The organism is Ruegeria sp. BHSA191, from assembly GCF_059613325.1.
Window position 1 is genome coordinate 192,665 of record NZ_JBXWSH010000002.1, and the last position, 17,106, is coordinate 209,770.

Below are 17,106 nucleotides of genomic sequence, written 5' to 3' on the forward strand. Positions count from 1 at the left end.
AACACGCGAATTGATCCGGGCCGCCTGTGTCGTGATCGCGAGATTTACGGCCCTGCCGGTCGAACGCCTCTGGCCCCTTGCGGAAACCTGCCCTAAGACTTCGCAGCAAGAGGGACGCACATGTCATACATCACATTGGTTCGCCACGGACAGGCCAACACCGCCGCGCGCGATGAGGTCAACTACGACAAGCTCAGCCCGCTGGGCCATCAGCAGGCACGGTGGCTGGGTGCCTATCTGCAAGACACGCGGGCGCATTACCCGCGCGTGTTCTGCGGCACCTTGACCCGCCACCTGGAAACGGCGGCCAGCATGGGCTTGCCGGATCCGGTCCGTGACCCGCGCCTGAACGAAATCGAGTATTTCACCCTAGCCAAACTGTTCGAGGAACAGCACGGCGTAGCGATCCCGACCGACCGCGAGGGCTTTGTCCGGCACCTGCCGCAGACCTTCGAGGCCTGGGCGCGGGGCGATATCAAAGATGCGCCGGAAACCTTCGAACAGTTCGAAACCCGCGTCTCGAACGCCCTGCGAGAGATTCACGCCGGGGACGGGCCGGCCATCGTGGTGACCTCGGGCGGGTTGATCTCGATGGTGGTGCGGCAGGCGATGGGGCTGGACATTCCGGCGATGGCGCGGGTGGCCCTTGCCATCATGAACACGTCGTTGCATCGTCTGCACCCGATCGGGGCCGATCTGAGCCCCGTTCTGTTCAACGCGGTCCCGCATCTGGAAGCGCCCGACCGGCAGTTCGCCCAGACGCATCTGTAACCGCCCAACCCGACGGAGCCGCCGATGCAGCTGTACTATGCGCCCAACACCATATCGGTTGCGACCGCCATCACCTTGGAAGAGGCAGCGCTGGACTATCAGCCGGTCCGAGTGGACTTCGCCTCGGGCGAGCAGACGACGCCGGCCTACAGGCAGATCAACCCCAAGGGGCGCGTGCCCGCGCTGGTGGTCGATGGCGGGATCCTGACCGAAACCGGCGCCCTGCTGGAATTCATCGCCGCCAAGGCCCCTGAGGCCGGGCTTGTCCCCGACGACCCGCTGCAGGCGGCGCGGATGCGTGAGGTGATGTATTACCTGGCCTCGACCATGCATGTGAACCATGCGCACAAGATGCGTGGACACCGCTGGGCCGACAGGAATTCCAGCTGGAAGGACATGGCGGCCAAGGTGGCCCAGACCATGACCGCATCCTGCAAGTATGTCGAGACGAACGGCCTGCGCGGCCCGTTCGTGCTGGGCGAAAGGTTCAGCCTTGCCGACCCGTATCTTTACGTGGTGTGCAGCTGGCTCGAGGGGGATGGGGTCGATGTTTCGGCCTTTCCCAAGATTGTCGCGTTTCGTGACGCTATGGAGGCGCGCGCATCCGTCAGGGCGGTTCGAGCCGCCGGGATGCTGGGATAACAGGAAGAACAGATGACACATCTCTGGGTCCGGGCCGAACAACGCCCGAACGAGGAACGGGTGGGGCTGACGCCCGAGGGTGCGGCGCAACTGATCGACGCCGGCATCCGCGTGACGGTCGAGGAAAGCCATGTCCGCGCCATCCCGATCGACGGCTACCGCGCGGCGGGCTGCGAGATTGCGCCGGAAAACTCCTGGCCGGAGGCGCCGCTGGATGCGATCATCTTCGGCCTCAAGGAATTGCCCGAGGACGGCACGCCCCTGCCGCATCGCCACATCATGTTCGGTCATGCCTTCAAGGGCCAGCATTCGGGCCGAAAGCTGTTGGAGCGATTCAAGGCCGGCGGCGGTACGCTGTATGACCTGGAATACCTCGTGGACGAGACCGGGCGGCGCGTCGCGGCCTTCGGCTATTGGGCCGGGTATGCCGGCGCGGCGGTGACGCTTAAGACCTGGGCGGCGCAGCAGCGCGGCGAGATCTGCGGCCTCGTCGGTGTCTATTCCGGCAAGGACGCGCTGAACGCCGAGCTGCTGGCCGAGCTGGACGCCACCGGCGCGCCCCGCCCCCGCGCCATCGTGATCGGCGCGCTGGGAAGGGTCGGCACCGGCGCGTCCGACCTGTGCGAGGCAATGGGGGTAGAGGTGACGAAATGGGACATGGCGGAAACCGCCCATGGCGGGCCGTTCCCCGAAATCCTCGAACACGACATCTTCCTCAACTGCATCTTCGCGCGGCCCGGAACCCCGGTCTTCGTCCCGCGCGAGGCGCTGAATGCCCCGCGCCAGCTGACCGCCATCGGCGACGTGGCCTGCGACCCCGACAGCGACTACAACCCGGTCCCGGTCTATGACCGCGCCACCACTTGGGAAGAACCCGCCCTGCGCGTGGCCACCGACCCTGTGCTGGACGTGATGGCCATCGACAACCTGCCCTCGATGCTGCCGGTCGAAAGCTCGCAGGACTACGCCGCGCAGCTTCTGCCCTCGCTGCTTGCGCTGACCGACATCGACAGCGGGGTCTGGGGCCGGGCCAAGGCGACATTCGAAACTCACATGAAGGGAATCTGAGCCATGACGATTCATTGGTGCGGCACCGGCCTGTCGGCCATTCCCGGCCTGCGACGCCTGATCGAGGCCGGCCACAAAGTGACCGTCTGGAACCGGACCGTCGAAAAGGCCCGCGCCGAGGTCGGCGACCTGACCGACGACATCCGGGCTTTCGACATCGACGCCTTGGGCGCGGTGCTGGAAAAGGGTGACGTGATCGTCTCGATGCTGCCGGGCGACTGGCACGTGCCGCTGGCAGAACTGGCGATCGAGAAGGGCGCGCATTTTGTCTCGTCCTCCTACATCGCGCCCGAAATGCGCGCGCTGGACGACAAGGCTCGCGAGGCCGGCGTCGCGCTGGTCAATGAGGTCGGGCTGGATCCGGGCATCGACCACCTGATGGCCCATGCGCTGGTCTACGATTACCGCGCCTCCGACGCCTTCGACCCGGAAAATCACCTGAGCTTCATTTCCTATTGCGGCGGCATCCCCAAGAACCCCAACCCGTTCCGCTACAAGTTCAGCTGGTCGCCCTTGGGCGTGCTCAAGGCGCTGCGCTCGCCCTCGCGGTCGATCCGCGACTATGCTCCGCTGGACGTGGCCCGGCCCTGGGACGCGATCAGCACCTATGTCGCGCCGTTGCCTACGCCCGAAAGTTTCGAGGTCTATCCGAACCGCGACTCGATCCCCTTCATGCAGCAGTACCATTTCGAGGAGCACTGGCCGGTAAAGGAATTCGTCCGCGGCACCCTTCGGCTGAACGGCTGGTCGGATGCGTGGTCGGACGTGTTCCGCGAAATCGAAACGCTGGAAGGCCCCGAGGGCGAAGCGCGGCTCAAGGAAATGTCCGACCAGTTCTGGGCCAAGAACGCCTATGAAGAGGGCGAGCCCGACCGCGTTGTGCTCTGCGTCGGCCTGAAGGCCGAGAAGGACGGCAGGCCGGTCTGGCACAAGACCTACGTGATGGACGCCTGGGGCGACGCGCGCGGCAGCGCCATGGCCCGCCTCGTCTCAATCCCGGTCTCGCTTGCGGTCGAGGCGGTGCTGAACCGCGCCATCCCCGCTGGAGTCCACGCCGCCCCCAGCGACCCGAAACTGGTCCAGGCCTGGATGGCCGAGATCGACAGGCTGGCGCAGCACCTGCAGGTGGTCGATCACCTGGCCTGAACCAACCAAAAAGCCATTCCGGACGCACCGGAATGGCTTTTTTCCGGCTGGACAAGACTGTCCGATCGTCGCTTCGGGCGTCAGATGTAGCGCTCGATCGTTTCCTCAAGATCGCTGCGGTTGATCCCCAACTCGGACAGATGATGATCGCTCAACGTACTCAAATGCTGAGCGGCACTTACGATATCGCCCTTGATCGCGTGAATGCGCATGGCTCTGTCAAACAATAACAAAGCGCTGGCGGTCGGCTCATGTCGGCTGGTCGGTATGACGCGGTCAAACATTTTCCCTTCCTCCCCGGATGGTTGCATGGGCTGGGCATCAGTCAACGCGACTGCCGATATGGTGCGTTGCGATAAACGCTCTGGTATGCGCGGCGATTGATCTCGGTTCTATCGACACCGATGTCCTTCAGCCGATCATGGCTGAGCCGCTCGAGATCGCGCACGGTTTTTGCCAGGATACGGCGGCGGGATTGTTCAACTCTGGCATCCGTGTATTTGGCGAATATGCCCCTAATCAGGCTGGATTGAAGCTTTTCTGTTCGTGCGGTTGCCATTGTCGTGTCCTCCCGAAAACTGAGCTGCGATGCAGCACTGACACTAGATAAAGGAGGCCTACGTTAACGGTTCCGGACCGACCCATTAAGCCGAGTTAATCCTTTGGCGAAACGAAAGGTGAAGCGTGTCATTGGCCTGCTGGCAAAGTCGCGCGCAGGGCAAAAGCCGTGGCGGGATCGGTTTCCGGATCAAACAGCAGCTTGCGCAATCGAGGCACCAGCGTCTCGTCGCCCCAATCGCGGACAGCAAATGCAATACGCGCCGCGTTTTCGGTGTCTGTTTCCAAAACTTCGGCAAAGATTGCTACGATGGCCGCGCGATGTGCTGGCAACGCGTTGCCAGCATCGACGAGGGCGCGAACCAATGCTCGTGCGTCTTCACTGGCCGCTGCAGGAGAACGAAGCGACTGTGCGATCGCGACAAGCGCGACTGCGCCATCCACCTCGATTGCCGCAAGCGCCCAATCCCGCAGGTTGAGACCACCGGTTTCCAACGCGCCCGGATAGACGGACTTTACAGCAGCCAAGGCCGCGTCGTCGGATTGCAAACCCAGCATACGAATGGAGGCAGGTGCATAGGCAATTCGGTTCAGATTGCGCAGGTCATGCAACAGCTGCCGGGTAGAAGCGCTGTCGCGATGCCCGCGCACGATATCGTAAGGTGCGCGGTGCAATTCAATCAGGGCGGTATTGCGCAACAGGCGATCATCATCCTGAAGAAAACCTGCAAAAAATGCGACCCGCTCAGCCGAGGCGGATCCACCAATGCTCCAGCCCGGCCCCTGTGCAAGTACCAACGCCACAAAGTCTTTCCGCGCGGGCGTCATCAAGAAGCCTTTGGTCCAGCCATGCACCAAAGCGCGCCCGGCCCGGTCACGACTGTCGGGGCCGTACATCATCAATACCGAACGATCCGGATCCGCTCGCACCGCCGCCCGCGTCACGCTATCGACCAAAATTGGGATTTCGGGCAAAACCGCCAAGTCTCTACTGTTGCCCTTCAACACCTCGACGGGCACGTATCGGAACGGGTTGTCTGTTGTCGGTGCGGCCAGAACCACGAATTGCGCCATCATCAAACGGTCGGCCAGCGAATGCTCGGGCAGCGTCACGCATACCGTGCAAGCCCGCGCCGGGCTGTTCAGAACGAATAAGGCGCACAGCAATGCCAGAACTTGCAACAGAGTCGCTTGACTCGAAATGTGCCGCCTCTCCACCACGCCGCCTCATCAAAAACCAGGGACCTAGCTCACCATACCAAATGCGCGTGTCCGTGGCGACAGCGGTTCACATCAGATCGTTTTCCACATCCTCGGCCGAGATTCCAAGTGCGTCCAATCCATTTTCCAGGTGGTCAGACATATGCGGCGTACCGATCAGATAGTCGGCGCAGGGGGTCGAGGCCTCGGCCCGCGCGGTTGCGATCGCCTCGGCCAGGTCCTCGGGGAAAAAGCTTTCGCGACCGATCCACATGATCGCGACCAGCTCGGCCTGCTCGTCCTCGCTCATCCGGTCGATGAAGGCGCGCAGTTCGCCTTCGGCCCGGTGCAGTTCGCGCCCCATCAGGGCAACCTGAGCCACTTTTCTGGGCGAGATTTCCAGCATCGGTGTCAACTCCTCTGTCCGCGTTTGCCCCCCATCTGAACCATCCGCACCGGGCGTCGTCCTTGATCTTGCGCAAATTGCGCCGGTCACTCGTGCGACCGCGACACGGGGTCGGCCGGCACCGGCGCGGTGCGGAACGGCAGGAAGGGCGCTTTCCTGACCCACAGCCTGAGCGCCTGCCAGTGGATCAGAAAGACCGCACGCCGGGCCCCGAATGGCCGCCGCAGCAACGACCACAGGATCGCTCGGTTGGTGAGCGCCCGGCGCGGGCCGGTAAGCGTGGCGATCAGTCCGCCCCCGTCGCGCCCATAGTCGATCCAAACGCCAACCCGGTCGGGCCGGAAATCGAAACGGAAGGTATATGTCCCCTCGATCTTCTGGAACGGGGACACATGCATGAGCTTCTCTGCACGGATGCGATCCGATGGCCCGATCGGTGCAAATCCGGGCTTGTGGCAGACATAGCTGTGGCGCGTGCCGTGGGTATTCGTGACCTCGGCCACGACTGCATAGGGTTGGTCCGCATCATCGAGGCAGAACCAGAAACTGACCGGGTTGAACACATGGCCGAAGACTCTGGGTTGCGTCAGCAGGGCGATCCGGGCGGGCTGCGGAATGTCCATTTCCTTAAGGCGCGCGCGTAGCCAGACGGCCCCACTGCCCCGCCCTGGCAGGCCACCGTGGTCGCGGATGCGCCAATTGGTGATGTTGGCGCGGTCCACCGAGAAAAGAAGCGGCGTCCGCGGCCGGACTTCGGGATCGAGCAGAATATAGTCGACTGAATAGCGAAAGGCGTTCTCGATCGCACCTTTCCTGCCGTGATAGGTGTGGGCGGGGACGAATTCGATCGAAGTCATGAACTGGTGCCGTCTTCAACTGCTTGAGGTCGCACGGTTTTTCGTGCGGCTTTCATTTTGTGTACGAAAATTATCCGTTTTCGGATCAAAAATCTCGTTTCCTGTGATCCAGCTTGGGCCAAGCGTCGTAATGCGGTTATGTTTACCGAGATCGACACCGTTGATTTGGACAGTGCCGCGGCAGAAACCGCGGCGCGGCGCGCCAGCAGCGGTAGCAAACGAACCAAGGGAAGTTCGGTGAACGCAACACAAACGAATGGCGCAGCGCGGTGCCCGTGGATCGACCACGTGAAGCGTATCCGCGAGGCGCAGGATCAGACGGCCTTTGCCGAGCTGTTCCAGCACTTTGCCCCTCGGGTCAAGGCGTTTCTGATCCGTTCGGGGTCCGACGCCGGTTTGGCCGAGGAGTGCGCGCAAGAGGTCATGGCGACGCTGTGGCACAAGGCCCATCTGTTCGACCCGACGCGGGCGACGGTATCCACATGGGTCTTCACGATTGCGCGGAACAAACGCATCGACGCCCTGCGCAAGCAGCGGCGTCCCGAACCGGAAGAACTGACGTGGGGCCCCGAGGCGGAGCCCGAACAGGCTGATGTGGTTGCGTTGCAGCAGGAAACGGCGCAGTTGCGCACGGCCCTGCGCGAGCTGCCCGAGGCACAAAGGGAACTGATCGTGAAAGCCTATTTCGGCGACCTGAGCCACCGCGAGATTGCCGCGCAGACGGGTTTGCCTCTGGGTACGATCAAATCGAGAATACGACTGGCGCTGGATCGCCTGCGCCACGCGATGAACTGAGATGACAAAGATGAGCAACGCGATCAAACACCACCTGACAGACGATCTGCTGATGGCCTATGCCGCGGGCGCCTTGCCCGAGGCATTTGACCTGATGGTCGCCACGCACATCTCGTTGTGCGACCACTGCCGCGCGCGCGCCGAAAGCTACGAGGCCGTCGGCGGGCATCTGCTGGAAGATCAGGACGACACGGTGGCGATGAGCCAGGATTCTCTGGCGGCAACCATGGCGCTTATCGCGCAGAGCGCGCCCGCGTCGAAACCCAAGCGCGCGGCCTGCAGTGTTCTGCCCGCCCCCTTGCAGGATTACGTTGGCGGCGATGTGCACAGCATCCGCTGGAAACCGATCGGCATGGGCGTCAAGCAGGCCATACTTCCGACCAGCAACGAAGCATCCGCACGCTTGCTGTTCATCCCGGCCGGTGCTGCGGTACCCGATCACGGCCACAAAGGCATGGAGCTGACCATGGTTTTGCAAGGCGCATTTTCCGACGAGGTGGACCATTTCGCCCGCGGTGACGTCGAGATCGCAGACGAGGACTTGGAACACACGCCCGTGGCCGACATGTCCGAGGATTGCATCTGCCTGGCCGTGACCGACGCTCCGCTGAAGTTCAATAGCCTGATCCCACGTTTGGTGCAGCCCTTCCTGCGAATCTGAACGGTCCCTCGGTTGTGCTAGGCTTGGAGCCGGGAATCACCGGGAGGATATGCAGAATGTTGAAACAAGCTCTGGCAGCCCTGTTCATTGCCGTTGTGGCCTTGCCCGCCTTGGCCCAAAGGAAAGCCGAGGTGAAATTCCAGCCCGGAAATTTCGGCTCCATGGTCAGCGGCACCATCACGGGTGATGAATATTTCGACTACGTACTGGGTGCGAAGGGCGGGCAGGAACTGTTTGCCGAGCTTCAGGTCAGCGACACCAACGGCAACGGCGTGATCTATTTCAACATCCTGCCGCCGGGCAGCGACGGGGTCGCGATCTACAATGGCTCGGTCAACGGCAATACCGCCCGGATCAACCTGCCCGAGGACGGAGACTATACCATCCGCGTCTACCTGATGGGCAATGACCGGGACACCGGCAAGACCGTGGGCTACAATCTAGACCTGTCAATCCAGTAGGCCTCAGCCCTCGGACTTGCCCAGCGGCACCACGTTGGCGCGGTCCTCGGGGGCCAGTTCCTCGAAATCGAAATTGTCCAGCCGCTGCGCCCGGCGACCGGCTTTTTCGGCACTGATCTTGATTTCCGAGATATCCTTGGCCGCCTGACCGAAATGCCGGTCGAGATTGGCCACCCGGTCGCCCAGACGCTCGACATCCTTGTGCAGCATACCCAGTTCCTTGCGGATCGCGCCCGCCTGTTCGCGCATCCGCGCGTCCTTGAGGATGGCACGCATTGTGTTCAGCGTGGCCATGCAGGTGGTGGGCGAGACGATCCAGACCCGTTTCGAGAAACTCTCCTGCACCAGTTCGGGGAACTTGGCGTGCAGTTCGGCATAGACCGCCTCGGAGGGCAGGAACATCAGCGCCCCGTCGGCGGTTTCACCGTCCAGAATGTACTTGGTCGAGATGTCTGTGATGTGCTTGCGCACCGTGCTACGGAACATCTGCACCGCCGCCTTCAACTCCATGTCACTGCCCGCGCCCACCAGCGCCTCATAGGCTTCCAGCGGGAACTTGCTGTCGATCACGATGGGTCCCGGCGGGTTGGGCAGGCGGATCAGACAGTCGGCGCGTTTGCCGTTCGACAGGGTCGCCTGCAGCACATAGCTGTCCGAGGGCAGCGCCTTGGACACGATGTCGTTCAACTGGATCTCGCCGAAGGCGCCGCGGGTCTGCTTGTTCGACAGGATGTCCTGCAGCGACAGCACGTCGCCCGACAGCTTGGTGATATTGTCCTGCGCCTTGTCGATGGCGGCCAGACGCTCTTGCAGCTGGGTCAGCGAGGTCGCGGTCTGTTTCGAGGTGCCGTGCAGGGTTTCCTTCATCCGCTCCTGCATTTCGGCCAGCGCGCGGGCGGATTTCATGGCGTTGTCGGCCAGCCGGTCGTTCATGTGCTGCTGCACTGCCGACAGGCGTGCCTCGACCGTCTGGATCACCTGCACCTGCGCATTGGCCTGCGTGTCCGAGACATGCTGCAACCCGCCGCGCAGCTGTTCCTGCCCCTGCCCCAACTGCTGCACATGCTGGCCCAGATAGGCCAGCTGCTGCGCCAGCGGCTCGGCCATCCGGGCCGAGCGGTTGGCCGCGCGCAGGGCCAGGAACAGCAGGACGAGGATCAGCAGAACCACCCCCGCCCCGATCAGGGCGGCCATCACCATGGGGTCTTCCAGCGAATATCGGGTGCCTGCAATCTCGATCATCTCAACCTGCGTGTTCTTGTTTTGTTTCTTCTTTTCTATCGCCGACCGGCGGCCGGATCAACTGCGGCCGAACAACCGTTCGATATCGCCCAGCTTCAGTTCCACGTAAGTCGGCCGCCCGTGGTTGCACTGGCCGGAATGGGGCGTGGCCTCCATCTCGCGCAACAGGGCGTTCATCTCTTCGGCGCGCATCCGGCGGCCCGAACGGACCGAGCCATGGCAGGCCACGCGGCTGAGGATCGCCTCGATCCGCGCCTGCACCGTCTGGCTTTCGCCCTGATCGGCCAACTCGTCCAGAATATCCAGGATCATCGCCCGCGCGTTGACCTCGCCCAGAATGGCCGGGGTCTCGCGCACCGCCACCGCGCCGCCGCCGAAGGGTTCGATGGTCAGGCCCAGGCGCGACAGGTCATCGGCCACCGCGAGCAGGCGGGCGCAGTCGCCCTCGGAAAGTTCGACGATCTCGGGGATCAGCAGCGCCTGCGCGGCCACGCCGTTCTCAGCCATCTGTTTCTTCAGTTTCTCATAGACCAGCCGTTCATGCGCGGCGTGTTGGTCCACGATCACCATACCGTCGGCGGTCTGGGCGATGATGTAGTTTTCATGCACCTGCCCGCGCGCGGCCCCCAGGGGCAGATGTTCGGGTGGCGTCTGGTCGGGCTGTGCAGAGGCGGGTTCGGCCACGGGCTCGACCACGCTGCCGCTGTAGGCATTGGCCAGATCGGCAAATCCGGGCGCTTGCGCCTGATAGGCCACCGACCGCGCCGCAGGCGACGGCCGGTCCATCTGATAGACCCGCGCGGGCGCCGTCAGGGCCGGTTCCGGCCGCATCGCGCCAAGCGTCGCATTGGCCACGGTGGTCGAGGCGCGGTGCCCCGCCTCGGCCAGCGCGTGCCGCAGGCTCGAGACGATCAACCCGCGCGCCACGCCGGGATCGCGGAAGCGCACCTCGGATTTCGCGGGGTGCACGTTCACGTCAACCAGCGTGGGCTCGCAATCGATGAACAGCGCCGCCGCCGGGTGCCGGTCGCGGCTGAGGAAATCGAAATAGGCCGCCCGCAACGCCCCGGTCAGCATCTTGTCGCGCACCGGTCGGCCGTTGACGAACAGGAACTGCGCCACTGCGGCCCCGCGCGAATAGGTGGGCAGCGCGGCATATCCGTACAGCCGGATCCCCTCGCGGGTAGCGTCTATCTGCAAGGCATTCTCGGCAAACTCGCGCCCCAGAATGCGGGCCAGACGGGCGTGCAGCGCGTCGAACAGGTCTCCGTTCTCGCGGTCGGCGCGAAACACCACGCGCCCCTCGCCCCCGCCCGAGACATCGCGCAGGGTGAAGGTGATGGAGGGTTCCGCCATGGCCAGCCGCTTGACCGTGTCCGAGATCGCCTGCGCTTCGGCCCGGTCGGTGCGCATGAATTTCAGCCGCGCGGGCGTGGCATAGAACAGGTCGCGCAGTTCGACCACGGTGCCCGCGCGCAGGGCGGCGGGCTTGACGCCTTCCATCCTGCCGCCGGCCACACGGATCTGGGCCGCCTCGACCCCCGGCGCGCGGCTGGTGATGGTCAGACGCCCCACCGCACCCAGCGAGGGCAGCGCCTCGCCCCGGAACCCGAAGGTGTGGATGTTGAGCAGGTCCGACCCGTCGATCTTGGAGGTCGCGTGGCGCGACAGGGCCAGCGGCAGATCCTCGGGCGCGATGCCGCACCCGTCGTCGGTGACGCGAATCAAGGTTTTGCCGCCATCGGCGATGTCGATGGCGATCCGGGTGGCCCCTGCGTCGATCGCGTTTTCCACCAGTTCCTTGACGGCCGAGGCCGGGCGTTCGACCACTTCACCGGCGGCAATACGGTTGATCGCGGCTTCGTCGAGTTGCCGGATCACGGGGCGATTTTCGCTGATATTGGGGTTTGCCTGCGCCATACCGCTAGACCTAGCACAATCGCACGCGATTCTGCCACAGGTTTGGACAGGTTCAGGAGAGGGGGTCGGATCGTCCGGGCCATCGAAACCGGCAAGCTCGACAGGTTGCCTGTATCATCGCGACTGCCCGAACGACCCGAGGTGAGTGGTGGTCGTGCATTTTGCAATGGCTGGGGATGTAGCACGATGTGCCGCTCAAAGCGCGTCCTGATTTCCGCCCCGCCCGGTCTCGGCGAAGTTTGGCCGAAGCAGTGCGGGTCCCGGCGGCGAAAACCTGCGGAATCAACTGGTGCCCGGCACCCCCGCCCGCCCGCGGCATGGCCCGAAAGCAGCGGCCAGGGCCAGGATGACGCCCGAGACCGTGGCGATCATGCCGGCGGCACTGACCGCATCGGCCCAGCCCAGCCACAGCGGCCCATAGCCCGCCAGAACATAGCCGATCACGGCCGACAGCACCGCGAACAGGACACTCCAGCCGATCTGGGCCTCGAGCCGGTTGGTCATCATCCGGGCAGCGGCAGGCGGGCAGATGAACATCGCGATCACGATGATCGAGCCCACCGCGTCGAACGCAGCCACCGCTGAGATCGCCGCGACCAGCACCAACGCAAGGCCGAGCGCGCCGGTGCGGATGCCGATCGTGCGGGCGAACCCTTCGTCGAAGGTCGAAATCTTGAGCGGCCGCCAGAACAGTCGGATGAACAGGCTGACGGCCAGCAGCGTGACCGCGATCCGCGGCAGTTCCGGCGGCAATCCGGCCAGCGCCACCGGATCCAGAACCGAGGCCCAGCCCGTCGCGTCCAGCCAGATCAGGCTTTCGAGGTTGCCATACAGCGCGTGTTCCACGTCCAGATGCACGCTCGAGGTGTCGGTCTGTTCCAGCAGCAACACCCCGGCGGCGAACATGGTGGTGAACACCACGCCCATCGCCGCGCCCGGCTCGATTCGGCCCAGCCGCCGGATGGCCTCGATCAGGATCACCGCCACTGCGGCCGCGCCTGCCGCGCCCAGCATCATCGGCCAGGTCGAGATCACCCCGGTCAGCAGAAACGCCACCACGATGCCCGGCAGCACCACATGGCTGATCGCATCGCCGATCAGGGCCTGCCGGCGCAGCAGCAGGAAATTGCCCGGCAGCGCACAGGCCACCGCCGCGCAGATGCCGATCAGCAGTGGCGTCAAGGACAGTGAAACGAATTCTTCACCGCTCATGTGCGCACCTCATGCGGGGGGCCGATTCGGCGGTCGATCTCGTCGATCTGATCGCGGGTCAGGACGGTTTCGATTTCGCGCAGGCCGTCATATTGCGCCGCTGCGGCTTCGTGCGTCTGATCCGCGCGCACGAGGCCCCAGCGCCTTTCGTCGCGCAACGCCTTGGCCGCCCGCGCCCGACCCGCATCGGTGGCCACGCCGTCGGCCCGCATCAGCCCGGACCGGCGCAACAGACGCCGGGTATAGGGTTCATAGACTTCCTGCCCCTGCGCCAAAGCCAAAAGGCCCTGCCGGATATGAACGCGGCGCTGAAACCGCCGGTGACGCACCACCGCGGCCAAGACGCCGCGCACCGGCGCCAGCAACAGCGATAGCGCAAAAAGCGCAAAGCTGATCAGCACGATGATCGGGCCGGTCGGAAGGTTCGGGGCCGAGGCGGATACGGCCGCGCCCAGATACCCCGCCAGCCCCCCGGCGAGCCCCGACAGCAGCACCACCCGATCCGCCCGGTCCGACCAGAACCGCGCCGTAACCGGCGGGATGATCAGAAGGGCCACGACCAGGATCAGGCCGACGATCTTCAAGCCGATCACCGTGACCGCCATCACCAGGCCCATCATCGCCAGGTCAACGCGATGCACCGGCACCCCCGCGGCTGCTGCGTATTCGGCGTCGAAGGCCACCATCAGCATCGGGCGACGCAGGATCATGACCAGCAGCACGGTCGCCGCCCCGCCCACCGCGATGATCAGCGCGTCGGCAAACAGCATCCCCGCGGTCGAGCCCAGCAGGAACCCCTCAAGCCCCGCCTGACGGCCAACGCCCATCGTCTGGATCACCGTCAGCAGCACTACGCCGAACCCGAAGAACACCGACAGAACGGCCCCGATCGCCGCATCCTCGGCCAACCGGGTGCGCCGGGTCAGGCCGTTGATGCACAACAGCCCCACCCAGGCCGACAGCGCCGAGCCCGCCAGCAGGCCGGGCAGGTTGCGCCCCTCGCCGCCCAGCGCCACCATGACCATGAAGGCGATGCAGACGCCCGGCAAGGTCGCATGGCTGATCGCATCGCTGACCAGCGCCCGTTTGCGCAGAAACAGGAAGGTACCGGTCACCCCGGCGGCAAACCCCAGAAGCGTCGCCCCGATGGCGACCAAAGTGGCGTTGTACCCCAGTTGCAGGGTCAGCGCGTCCCACAGCATGGCCTAGCCCAGCGCCCCGGCGATCTGGTCGATCTGCGCCGTGGCCAAACGCCCGCCATAGGTCGCCTGCAGGGTCTCGGCGGTAAAGGCCTCGGCCACGGGGCCTTCGGCGATCTTGCGCGTGTTGATCAAGAACACATGGTCGAAATAATCGGTGACGGTGGCCAGATCATGATGCACGGCGACAACCGTCTTGCCGGCCTGTTTCAACCCCTTCAGAACGCTGATGATGGCCTTTTCGGTGGCAGCATCGACGCCGGCAAAGGGTTCGTCCAGCAGGTACAGGTCGGCCTTCTGCGCCAGCGCGCGCGCCAGAAAGACACGCTGCTGCTGACCGCCCGACAACTGGCCGATTTGCCGGTCGGCGAATTCATGCATCCCGACCCGATGCAGACAGTCCATCGCGCGGGCCATGTGCCGCATGCGCACCCGGCCCAGCAGGCCCAGCTCGCGCGACATGCCCATCAGGACCACGTCGATCACGCGGGTGGGGAAATCCCAATCGACGCTGGCGCGCTGCGGCACATAGGCGATGCGGGCGCGCTGTTTCTCAAGCGGCCTGCCAAAGACGGTGACCTGCCCGGATACCGGCCGGACGATGCCCAGCGCGGCCTTCAGCAGGGTGGACTTGCCCGCGCCGTTCGGGCCGATGATCGCGGTCATCGACCCCGGTTGAACGGTGATGTCCACGGAAAACACGGCCGGTTTCTGGTTGTAGGACACGGTCAGCCCGCGAATGGCCAGCGGGCTGGCCTGAACCGACGGATCGGTCGGGCGGGTGCCCTGTTTCGCGGCAAGCTCAACCAAGTCAGGACCCCGCCGCCAGCTTGCCGTCCATGCCGCGCGCGGGCACATCGGCGCCCAGCCCGCGGGCGATGACGGTGAAGTTGTGATCGAGCATGCCGACATAGGTGCCCTCGTAGGTGCCCGGCGCGCCCACCGCGTCCGAGAACAGCTCGCCGCCCACGGCAACGGTGTGCCCCTTGGCCGCCGCCCCCTCGATCAGCGCCCGAACCGACCGGTCGGACACCGAGCTTTCGACGAACACCGCCGACACCTGCCGTTCGACCAGCATGTCGACCAGTTCTCCGATCCGGTTGAGCCCGGCCTCGGACTGGGTGGAAATGCCCTGAATGCCGGTCACCTCGAACCCGTATTCCGCGCCGAAATAGCCAAAGGCGTCATGGGCGGTGACCAGCACCCGCTTGTCCGCGGGGATCTGCGCCAGAACCTGTTGGCCATAGGCATGCAGGCGGTTGATCCGGTCCAGAAACGCCTGGGTGTTCGCGGCGAACAGGTCGGCAGCCTCGGGGCGCGCCTCGGTCAGGGCCTGCTGCACCTCGATCACGACGTCGCGCCACAGGACCGGGCTCATCCACAGATGCGGGTCGTACTTGTCGGCATAATCGTCATGAGCGCGCAGTTTCGACTTGTCGACCCCCTCGGCCACGGCCACCACCGGGCGCTTGCGGCCGAGATCGTGAAAGAAATCTTCCATCTGCGCCTCGAGATACAGGCCGTGCCACAGAACCAGGTCGGCGCGGGTCATGGCGACGATGTCGCTGCGGGTCTGACGATAGGCATGGGGGTCCACGCCGGGGCCCATCAACGATTTCACCTCGACCTGGTCGCCCCCGATCTGACGCACCGCATCGGCGATCATGCCGGTCGTGGCCACCACCTTCAGCGGGGCCCCGGCCCATCCGGCAACCGGAAGCGTGGCAGCAACGGCAAGCGCGGCAAGAAACTGACGGCGAATCATTTTTGACCTCGGGTTGGGTTCATGTTGACCCCAAATATGAGAACCATTCGCAACTAAGTCAATGCAATTGCGAATTACTCGCAAGAAAACGCCTATTTTGTCCATTTGGTCAAAAACCTGATCCCCGCAGCACGCGACACCTTTCCTTCGCCGGCCTGCCGTGCGATTTTGGCGCAAACCTCCCAAAGGACGTGACAATGGATACGCAGAGCTCAGAAAGCCCCGTGCGCACCGCGCATCTGCCGCAAGTGACCGAGCCCCGAAACCCCGGCATGGAACTGGACCTGGACTGGGTCCGCGCCGTGCAGGCCAACACCTCGGCCATCGAGCGCCGCGCCGCGACCCTGCCTGGGCGGCGGTCGGTCAAGAAAGAATACCAAGCCGCCTGGCTGCTGAAGGCGATCACCATGATCGACCTGACCACCCTTTCGGGCGATGACACCGAGGGCCGCGTGCGCCGCCTGTGCGCCAAGGCCCGCCAGCCCGTGTCACCCGCCCTGCTAAGGGCGCTGGACATGCCGCCGATCACCACTGGCGCGGTCTGTGTCTATCACGACATGATTGAAACGGCGGTGGATGCGCTGACAGGCACCGGCATTCCGGTCGCGGCCGTGTCCACCGGCTTTCCGGCGGGTCTGTCGCCCTTTCACCTGCGCGTGGCCGAGATCGAGGAAAGCGTGAAGGCCGGGGCCGAGGAGATCGACATCGTGATCTCGCGCCGCCATGTGCTGCAGGGCGACTGGCAGGCGCTATATGACGAGATGAAGGCGTTTCGCGACGCCTGCGGCGAGGCGCATGTCAAAGCGATCCTCGCCACCGGCGAGCTGGGCAGCCTGCGCAACGTGGCGCGCGCCTCGCTGGTCTGCATGATGGCGGGGGCCGATTTCATCAAGACCTCGACCGGCAAGGAGAGCGTCAACGCCACCCTGCCCGTGTCGCTGGTCATGATCCGCGCCATCCGTGATTACTATGACCGCACCGGCCATCGCGTGGGCTACAAGCCCGCGGGCGGGATTTCCAAGGCCAAGGACGCGCTGGTCTACCTGTCGCTGATCAAGGACGAGCTGGGCGACCGCTGGCTGCAACCCGACCTGTTCCGCTTTGGCGCCTCGTCCCTGCTGGGCGATATCGAGCGGCAGTTGGAACATTTCGTCACCGGGGCATACTCGGCCGGCTACCGGCACCCGATGGGCTGAGGACAGG

Annotated in this window: 19 protein-coding genes; 8 read left to right on the forward strand and 11 right to left on the reverse strand. The window is 64.5% G+C overall.

Going from position 1 to position 17,106, the window contains the following annotated elements; genetic code table 11:
- The first annotated feature begins 120 nt into the window (after positions 1 to 120).
- From AC2FNS_RS02845 to AC2FNS_RS02860, 4 genes are read left to right on the forward strand one after another with little or no spacing between them, the layout of a single operon-like run.
- Positions 121 to 771, forward strand: a complete 651-nt coding sequence (locus AC2FNS_RS02845) for a histidine phosphatase family protein (protein ID WP_496710810.1) — start codon at positions 121 to 123, stop codon at positions 769 to 771.
- A 24-nt stretch (positions 772 to 795) separates the two neighbouring features.
- Positions 796 to 1,413: a glutathione S-transferase family protein gene (locus tag AC2FNS_RS02850; protein WP_496710811.1), complete on the forward strand. Its 618-nt coding sequence runs from the start codon at positions 796 to 798 to the stop codon at positions 1,411 to 1,413.
- A 12-nt stretch (positions 1,414 to 1,425) separates the two neighbouring features.
- Positions 1,426 to 2,481 carry a saccharopine dehydrogenase gene (locus AC2FNS_RS02855; protein WP_496710812.1) on the forward strand — a complete coding sequence of 352 codons (1,056 nt, stop codon included), beginning with the start codon at positions 1,426 to 1,428 and terminating at the stop codon, positions 2,479 to 2,481.
- A 3-nt stretch (positions 2,482 to 2,484) separates the two neighbouring features.
- Positions 2,485 to 3,627 (forward strand): saccharopine dehydrogenase family protein, encoded by a 1,143-nt coding sequence (locus AC2FNS_RS02860; RefSeq protein WP_496710813.1) that lies wholly within the window; start codon positions 2,485 to 2,487, stop codon positions 3,625 to 3,627.
- An 80-nt stretch (positions 3,628 to 3,707) separates the two neighbouring features.
- Here AC2FNS_RS02860 and AC2FNS_RS02865 read toward each other — a convergent pair whose 3' ends face one another.
- The 5 genes from AC2FNS_RS02865 to AC2FNS_RS02885 form a co-directional block, all read right to left on the reverse strand.
- Entirely contained in the window at positions 3,708 to 3,911 is a 204-nt protein-coding gene (locus AC2FNS_RS02865; RefSeq protein ID WP_496710814.1) for a hypothetical protein, read from the reverse strand.
- A gap of 41 nt (positions 3,912 to 3,952) precedes the next feature.
- A complete protein-coding gene (locus AC2FNS_RS02870) occupies positions 3,953 to 4,186 on the reverse strand; it encodes a hypothetical protein (RefSeq protein WP_496710815.1) in 234 nt (77 codons plus the stop codon).
- 128 nt (positions 4,187 to 4,314) lie between these two features.
- Positions 4,315 to 5,298 carry a hypothetical protein gene (locus AC2FNS_RS02875; RefSeq protein WP_496803769.1) on the reverse strand — a complete coding sequence of 328 codons (984 nt, stop codon included), beginning with the start codon at positions 5,296 to 5,298 and terminating at the stop codon, positions 4,315 to 4,317.
- 175 nt (positions 5,299 to 5,473) lie between these two features.
- Positions 5,474 to 5,791: a DUF3775 domain-containing protein gene (locus AC2FNS_RS02880; protein ID WP_496680628.1), complete on the reverse strand. Its 318-nt coding sequence runs from the start codon at positions 5,789 to 5,791 to the stop codon at positions 5,474 to 5,476.
- A gap of 86 nt (positions 5,792 to 5,877) precedes the next feature.
- Positions 5,878 to 6,648 carry a DUF1365 domain-containing protein gene (locus tag AC2FNS_RS02885; protein ID WP_496710817.1) on the reverse strand — a complete coding sequence of 257 codons (771 nt, stop codon included), beginning with the start codon at positions 6,646 to 6,648 and terminating at the stop codon, positions 5,878 to 5,880.
- A gap of 138 nt (positions 6,649 to 6,786) precedes the next feature.
- Here AC2FNS_RS02885 and AC2FNS_RS02890 point away from each other — a divergent pair, with 138 nt between their 5' ends.
- The 3 genes from AC2FNS_RS02890 to AC2FNS_RS02900 are packed head-to-tail and all read left to right on the forward strand — an operon-like array spanning position 6,787 to position 8,565.
- Positions 6,787 to 7,443 carry a sigma-70 family RNA polymerase sigma factor gene (locus tag AC2FNS_RS02890; protein ID WP_496680623.1) on the forward strand — a complete coding sequence of 219 codons (657 nt, stop codon included), beginning with the start codon at positions 6,787 to 6,789 and terminating at the stop codon, positions 7,441 to 7,443.
- Positions 7,444 to 7,453: 10 nt separating this feature from the next.
- Complete coding sequence (locus tag AC2FNS_RS02895; RefSeq protein WP_496710818.1) at positions 7,454 to 8,104, forward strand: ChrR family anti-sigma-E factor; 651 nt, start codon at positions 7,454 to 7,456, stop codon at positions 8,102 to 8,104.
- Positions 8,105 to 8,160: 56 nt separating this feature from the next.
- Positions 8,161 to 8,565: a hypothetical protein gene (locus AC2FNS_RS02900; RefSeq protein ID WP_496710819.1), complete on the forward strand. Its 405-nt coding sequence runs from the start codon at positions 8,161 to 8,163 to the stop codon at positions 8,563 to 8,565.
- A 3-nt stretch (positions 8,566 to 8,568) separates the two neighbouring features.
- Here the strand turns inward: AC2FNS_RS02900 and AC2FNS_RS02905 are convergent, their stop codons facing one another.
- From AC2FNS_RS02905 to AC2FNS_RS02930, 6 genes are all read right to left on the reverse strand, one after another.
- A complete protein-coding gene (locus tag AC2FNS_RS02905) occupies positions 8,569 to 9,807 on the reverse strand; it encodes a DNA recombination protein RmuC (RefSeq protein WP_496680618.1) in 1,239 nt (412 codons plus the stop codon).
- Positions 9,808 to 9,864: 57 nt separating this feature from the next.
- Complete coding sequence (gene mutL, locus AC2FNS_RS02910) at positions 9,865 to 11,727, reverse strand: DNA mismatch repair endonuclease MutL (RefSeq protein WP_496710820.1); 1,863 nt, start codon at positions 11,725 to 11,727, stop codon at positions 9,865 to 9,867.
- 282 nt (positions 11,728 to 12,009) lie between these two features.
- Complete coding sequence (locus AC2FNS_RS02915) at positions 12,010 to 12,939, reverse strand: metal ABC transporter permease (RefSeq protein WP_496680614.1); 930 nt, start codon at positions 12,937 to 12,939, stop codon at positions 12,010 to 12,012.
- Positions 12,936 to 14,141 carry a metal ABC transporter permease gene (locus tag AC2FNS_RS02920; RefSeq protein WP_496689416.1) on the reverse strand — a complete coding sequence of 402 codons (1,206 nt, stop codon included), beginning with the start codon at positions 14,139 to 14,141 and terminating at the stop codon, positions 12,936 to 12,938. Before AC2FNS_RS02920 ends, AC2FNS_RS02915 begins: the two co-directional genes overlap by 4 nt.
- Positions 14,142 to 14,144: 3 nt before the next feature.
- Complete coding sequence (locus AC2FNS_RS02925; protein WP_496710821.1) at positions 14,145 to 14,948, reverse strand: metal ABC transporter ATP-binding protein; 804 nt, start codon at positions 14,946 to 14,948, stop codon at positions 14,145 to 14,147.
- Between the two features lies 1 nt (position 14,949).
- On the reverse strand, positions 14,950 to 15,903 hold the full coding sequence (locus tag AC2FNS_RS02930; protein ID WP_496710822.1) for a metal ABC transporter solute-binding protein, Zn/Mn family: 954 nt from the start codon (positions 15,901 to 15,903) through the stop codon (positions 14,950 to 14,952).
- 197 nt (positions 15,904 to 16,100) lie between these two features.
- Here AC2FNS_RS02930 and deoC point away from each other — a divergent pair, with 197 nt between their 5' ends.
- On the forward strand, positions 16,101 to 17,099 hold the full coding sequence (gene deoC, locus AC2FNS_RS02935; protein ID WP_496710823.1) for a deoxyribose-phosphate aldolase: 999 nt from the start codon (positions 16,101 to 16,103) through the stop codon (positions 17,097 to 17,099).
- The last annotated feature ends 7 nt before the right edge of the window (positions 17,100 to 17,106 follow it).

Coding starts and splice junctions, on each gene's coding strand:
- AC2FNS_RS02845 (WP_496710810.1), top strand. CDS start 121: ATGTCATACATCACATTGGTTCGCCACGGACAGGCCAACACCGCCGCG.
- AC2FNS_RS02850 (WP_496710811.1), top strand. CDS start 796: ATGCAGCTGTACTATGCGCCCAACACCATATCGGTTGCGACCGCCATC.
- AC2FNS_RS02855 (WP_496710812.1), top strand. CDS start 1,426: ATGACACATCTCTGGGTCCGGGCCGAACAACGCCCGAACGAGGAACGG.
- AC2FNS_RS02860 (WP_496710813.1), top strand. CDS start 2,485: ATGACGATTCATTGGTGCGGCACCGGCCTGTCGGCCATTCCCGGCCTG.
- AC2FNS_RS02865 (WP_496710814.1), bottom strand. CDS start 3,911: ATGTTTGACCGCGTCATACCGACCAGCCGACATGAGCCGACCGCCAGC.
- AC2FNS_RS02870 (WP_496710815.1), bottom strand. CDS start 4,186: ATGGCAACCGCACGAACAGAAAAGCTTCAATCCAGCCTGATTAGGGGC.
- AC2FNS_RS02880 (WP_496680628.1), bottom strand. CDS start 5,791: ATGCTGGAAATCTCGCCCAGAAAAGTGGCTCAGGTTGCCCTGATGGGG.
- AC2FNS_RS02885 (WP_496710817.1), bottom strand. CDS start 6,648: ATGACTTCGATCGAATTCGTCCCCGCCCACACCTATCACGGCAGGAAA.
- AC2FNS_RS02890 (WP_496680623.1), top strand. CDS start 6,787: ATGTTTACCGAGATCGACACCGTTGATTTGGACAGTGCCGCGGCAGAA.
- AC2FNS_RS02895 (WP_496710818.1), top strand. CDS start 7,454: ATGAGCAACGCGATCAAACACCACCTGACAGACGATCTGCTGATGGCC.
- AC2FNS_RS02900 (WP_496710819.1), top strand. CDS start 8,161: ATGTTGAAACAAGCTCTGGCAGCCCTGTTCATTGCCGTTGTGGCCTTG.
- AC2FNS_RS02905 (WP_496680618.1), bottom strand. CDS start 9,807: ATGATCGAGATTGCAGGCACCCGATATTCGCTGGAAGACCCCATGGTG.
- mutL (WP_496710820.1), bottom strand. CDS start 11,727: ATGGCGCAGGCAAACCCCAATATCAGCGAAAATCGCCCCGTGATCCGG.
- AC2FNS_RS02915 (WP_496680614.1), bottom strand. CDS start 12,939: ATGAGCGGTGAAGAATTCGTTTCACTGTCCTTGACGCCACTGCTGATC.
- AC2FNS_RS02920 (WP_496689416.1), bottom strand. CDS start 14,141: ATGCTGTGGGACGCGCTGACCCTGCAACTGGGGTACAACGCCACTTTG.
- AC2FNS_RS02930 (WP_496710822.1), bottom strand. CDS start 15,903: ATGATTCGCCGTCAGTTTCTTGCCGCGCTTGCCGTTGCTGCCACGCTT.
- deoC (WP_496710823.1), top strand. CDS start 16,101: ATGGATACGCAGAGCTCAGAAAGCCCCGTGCGCACCGCGCATCTGCCG.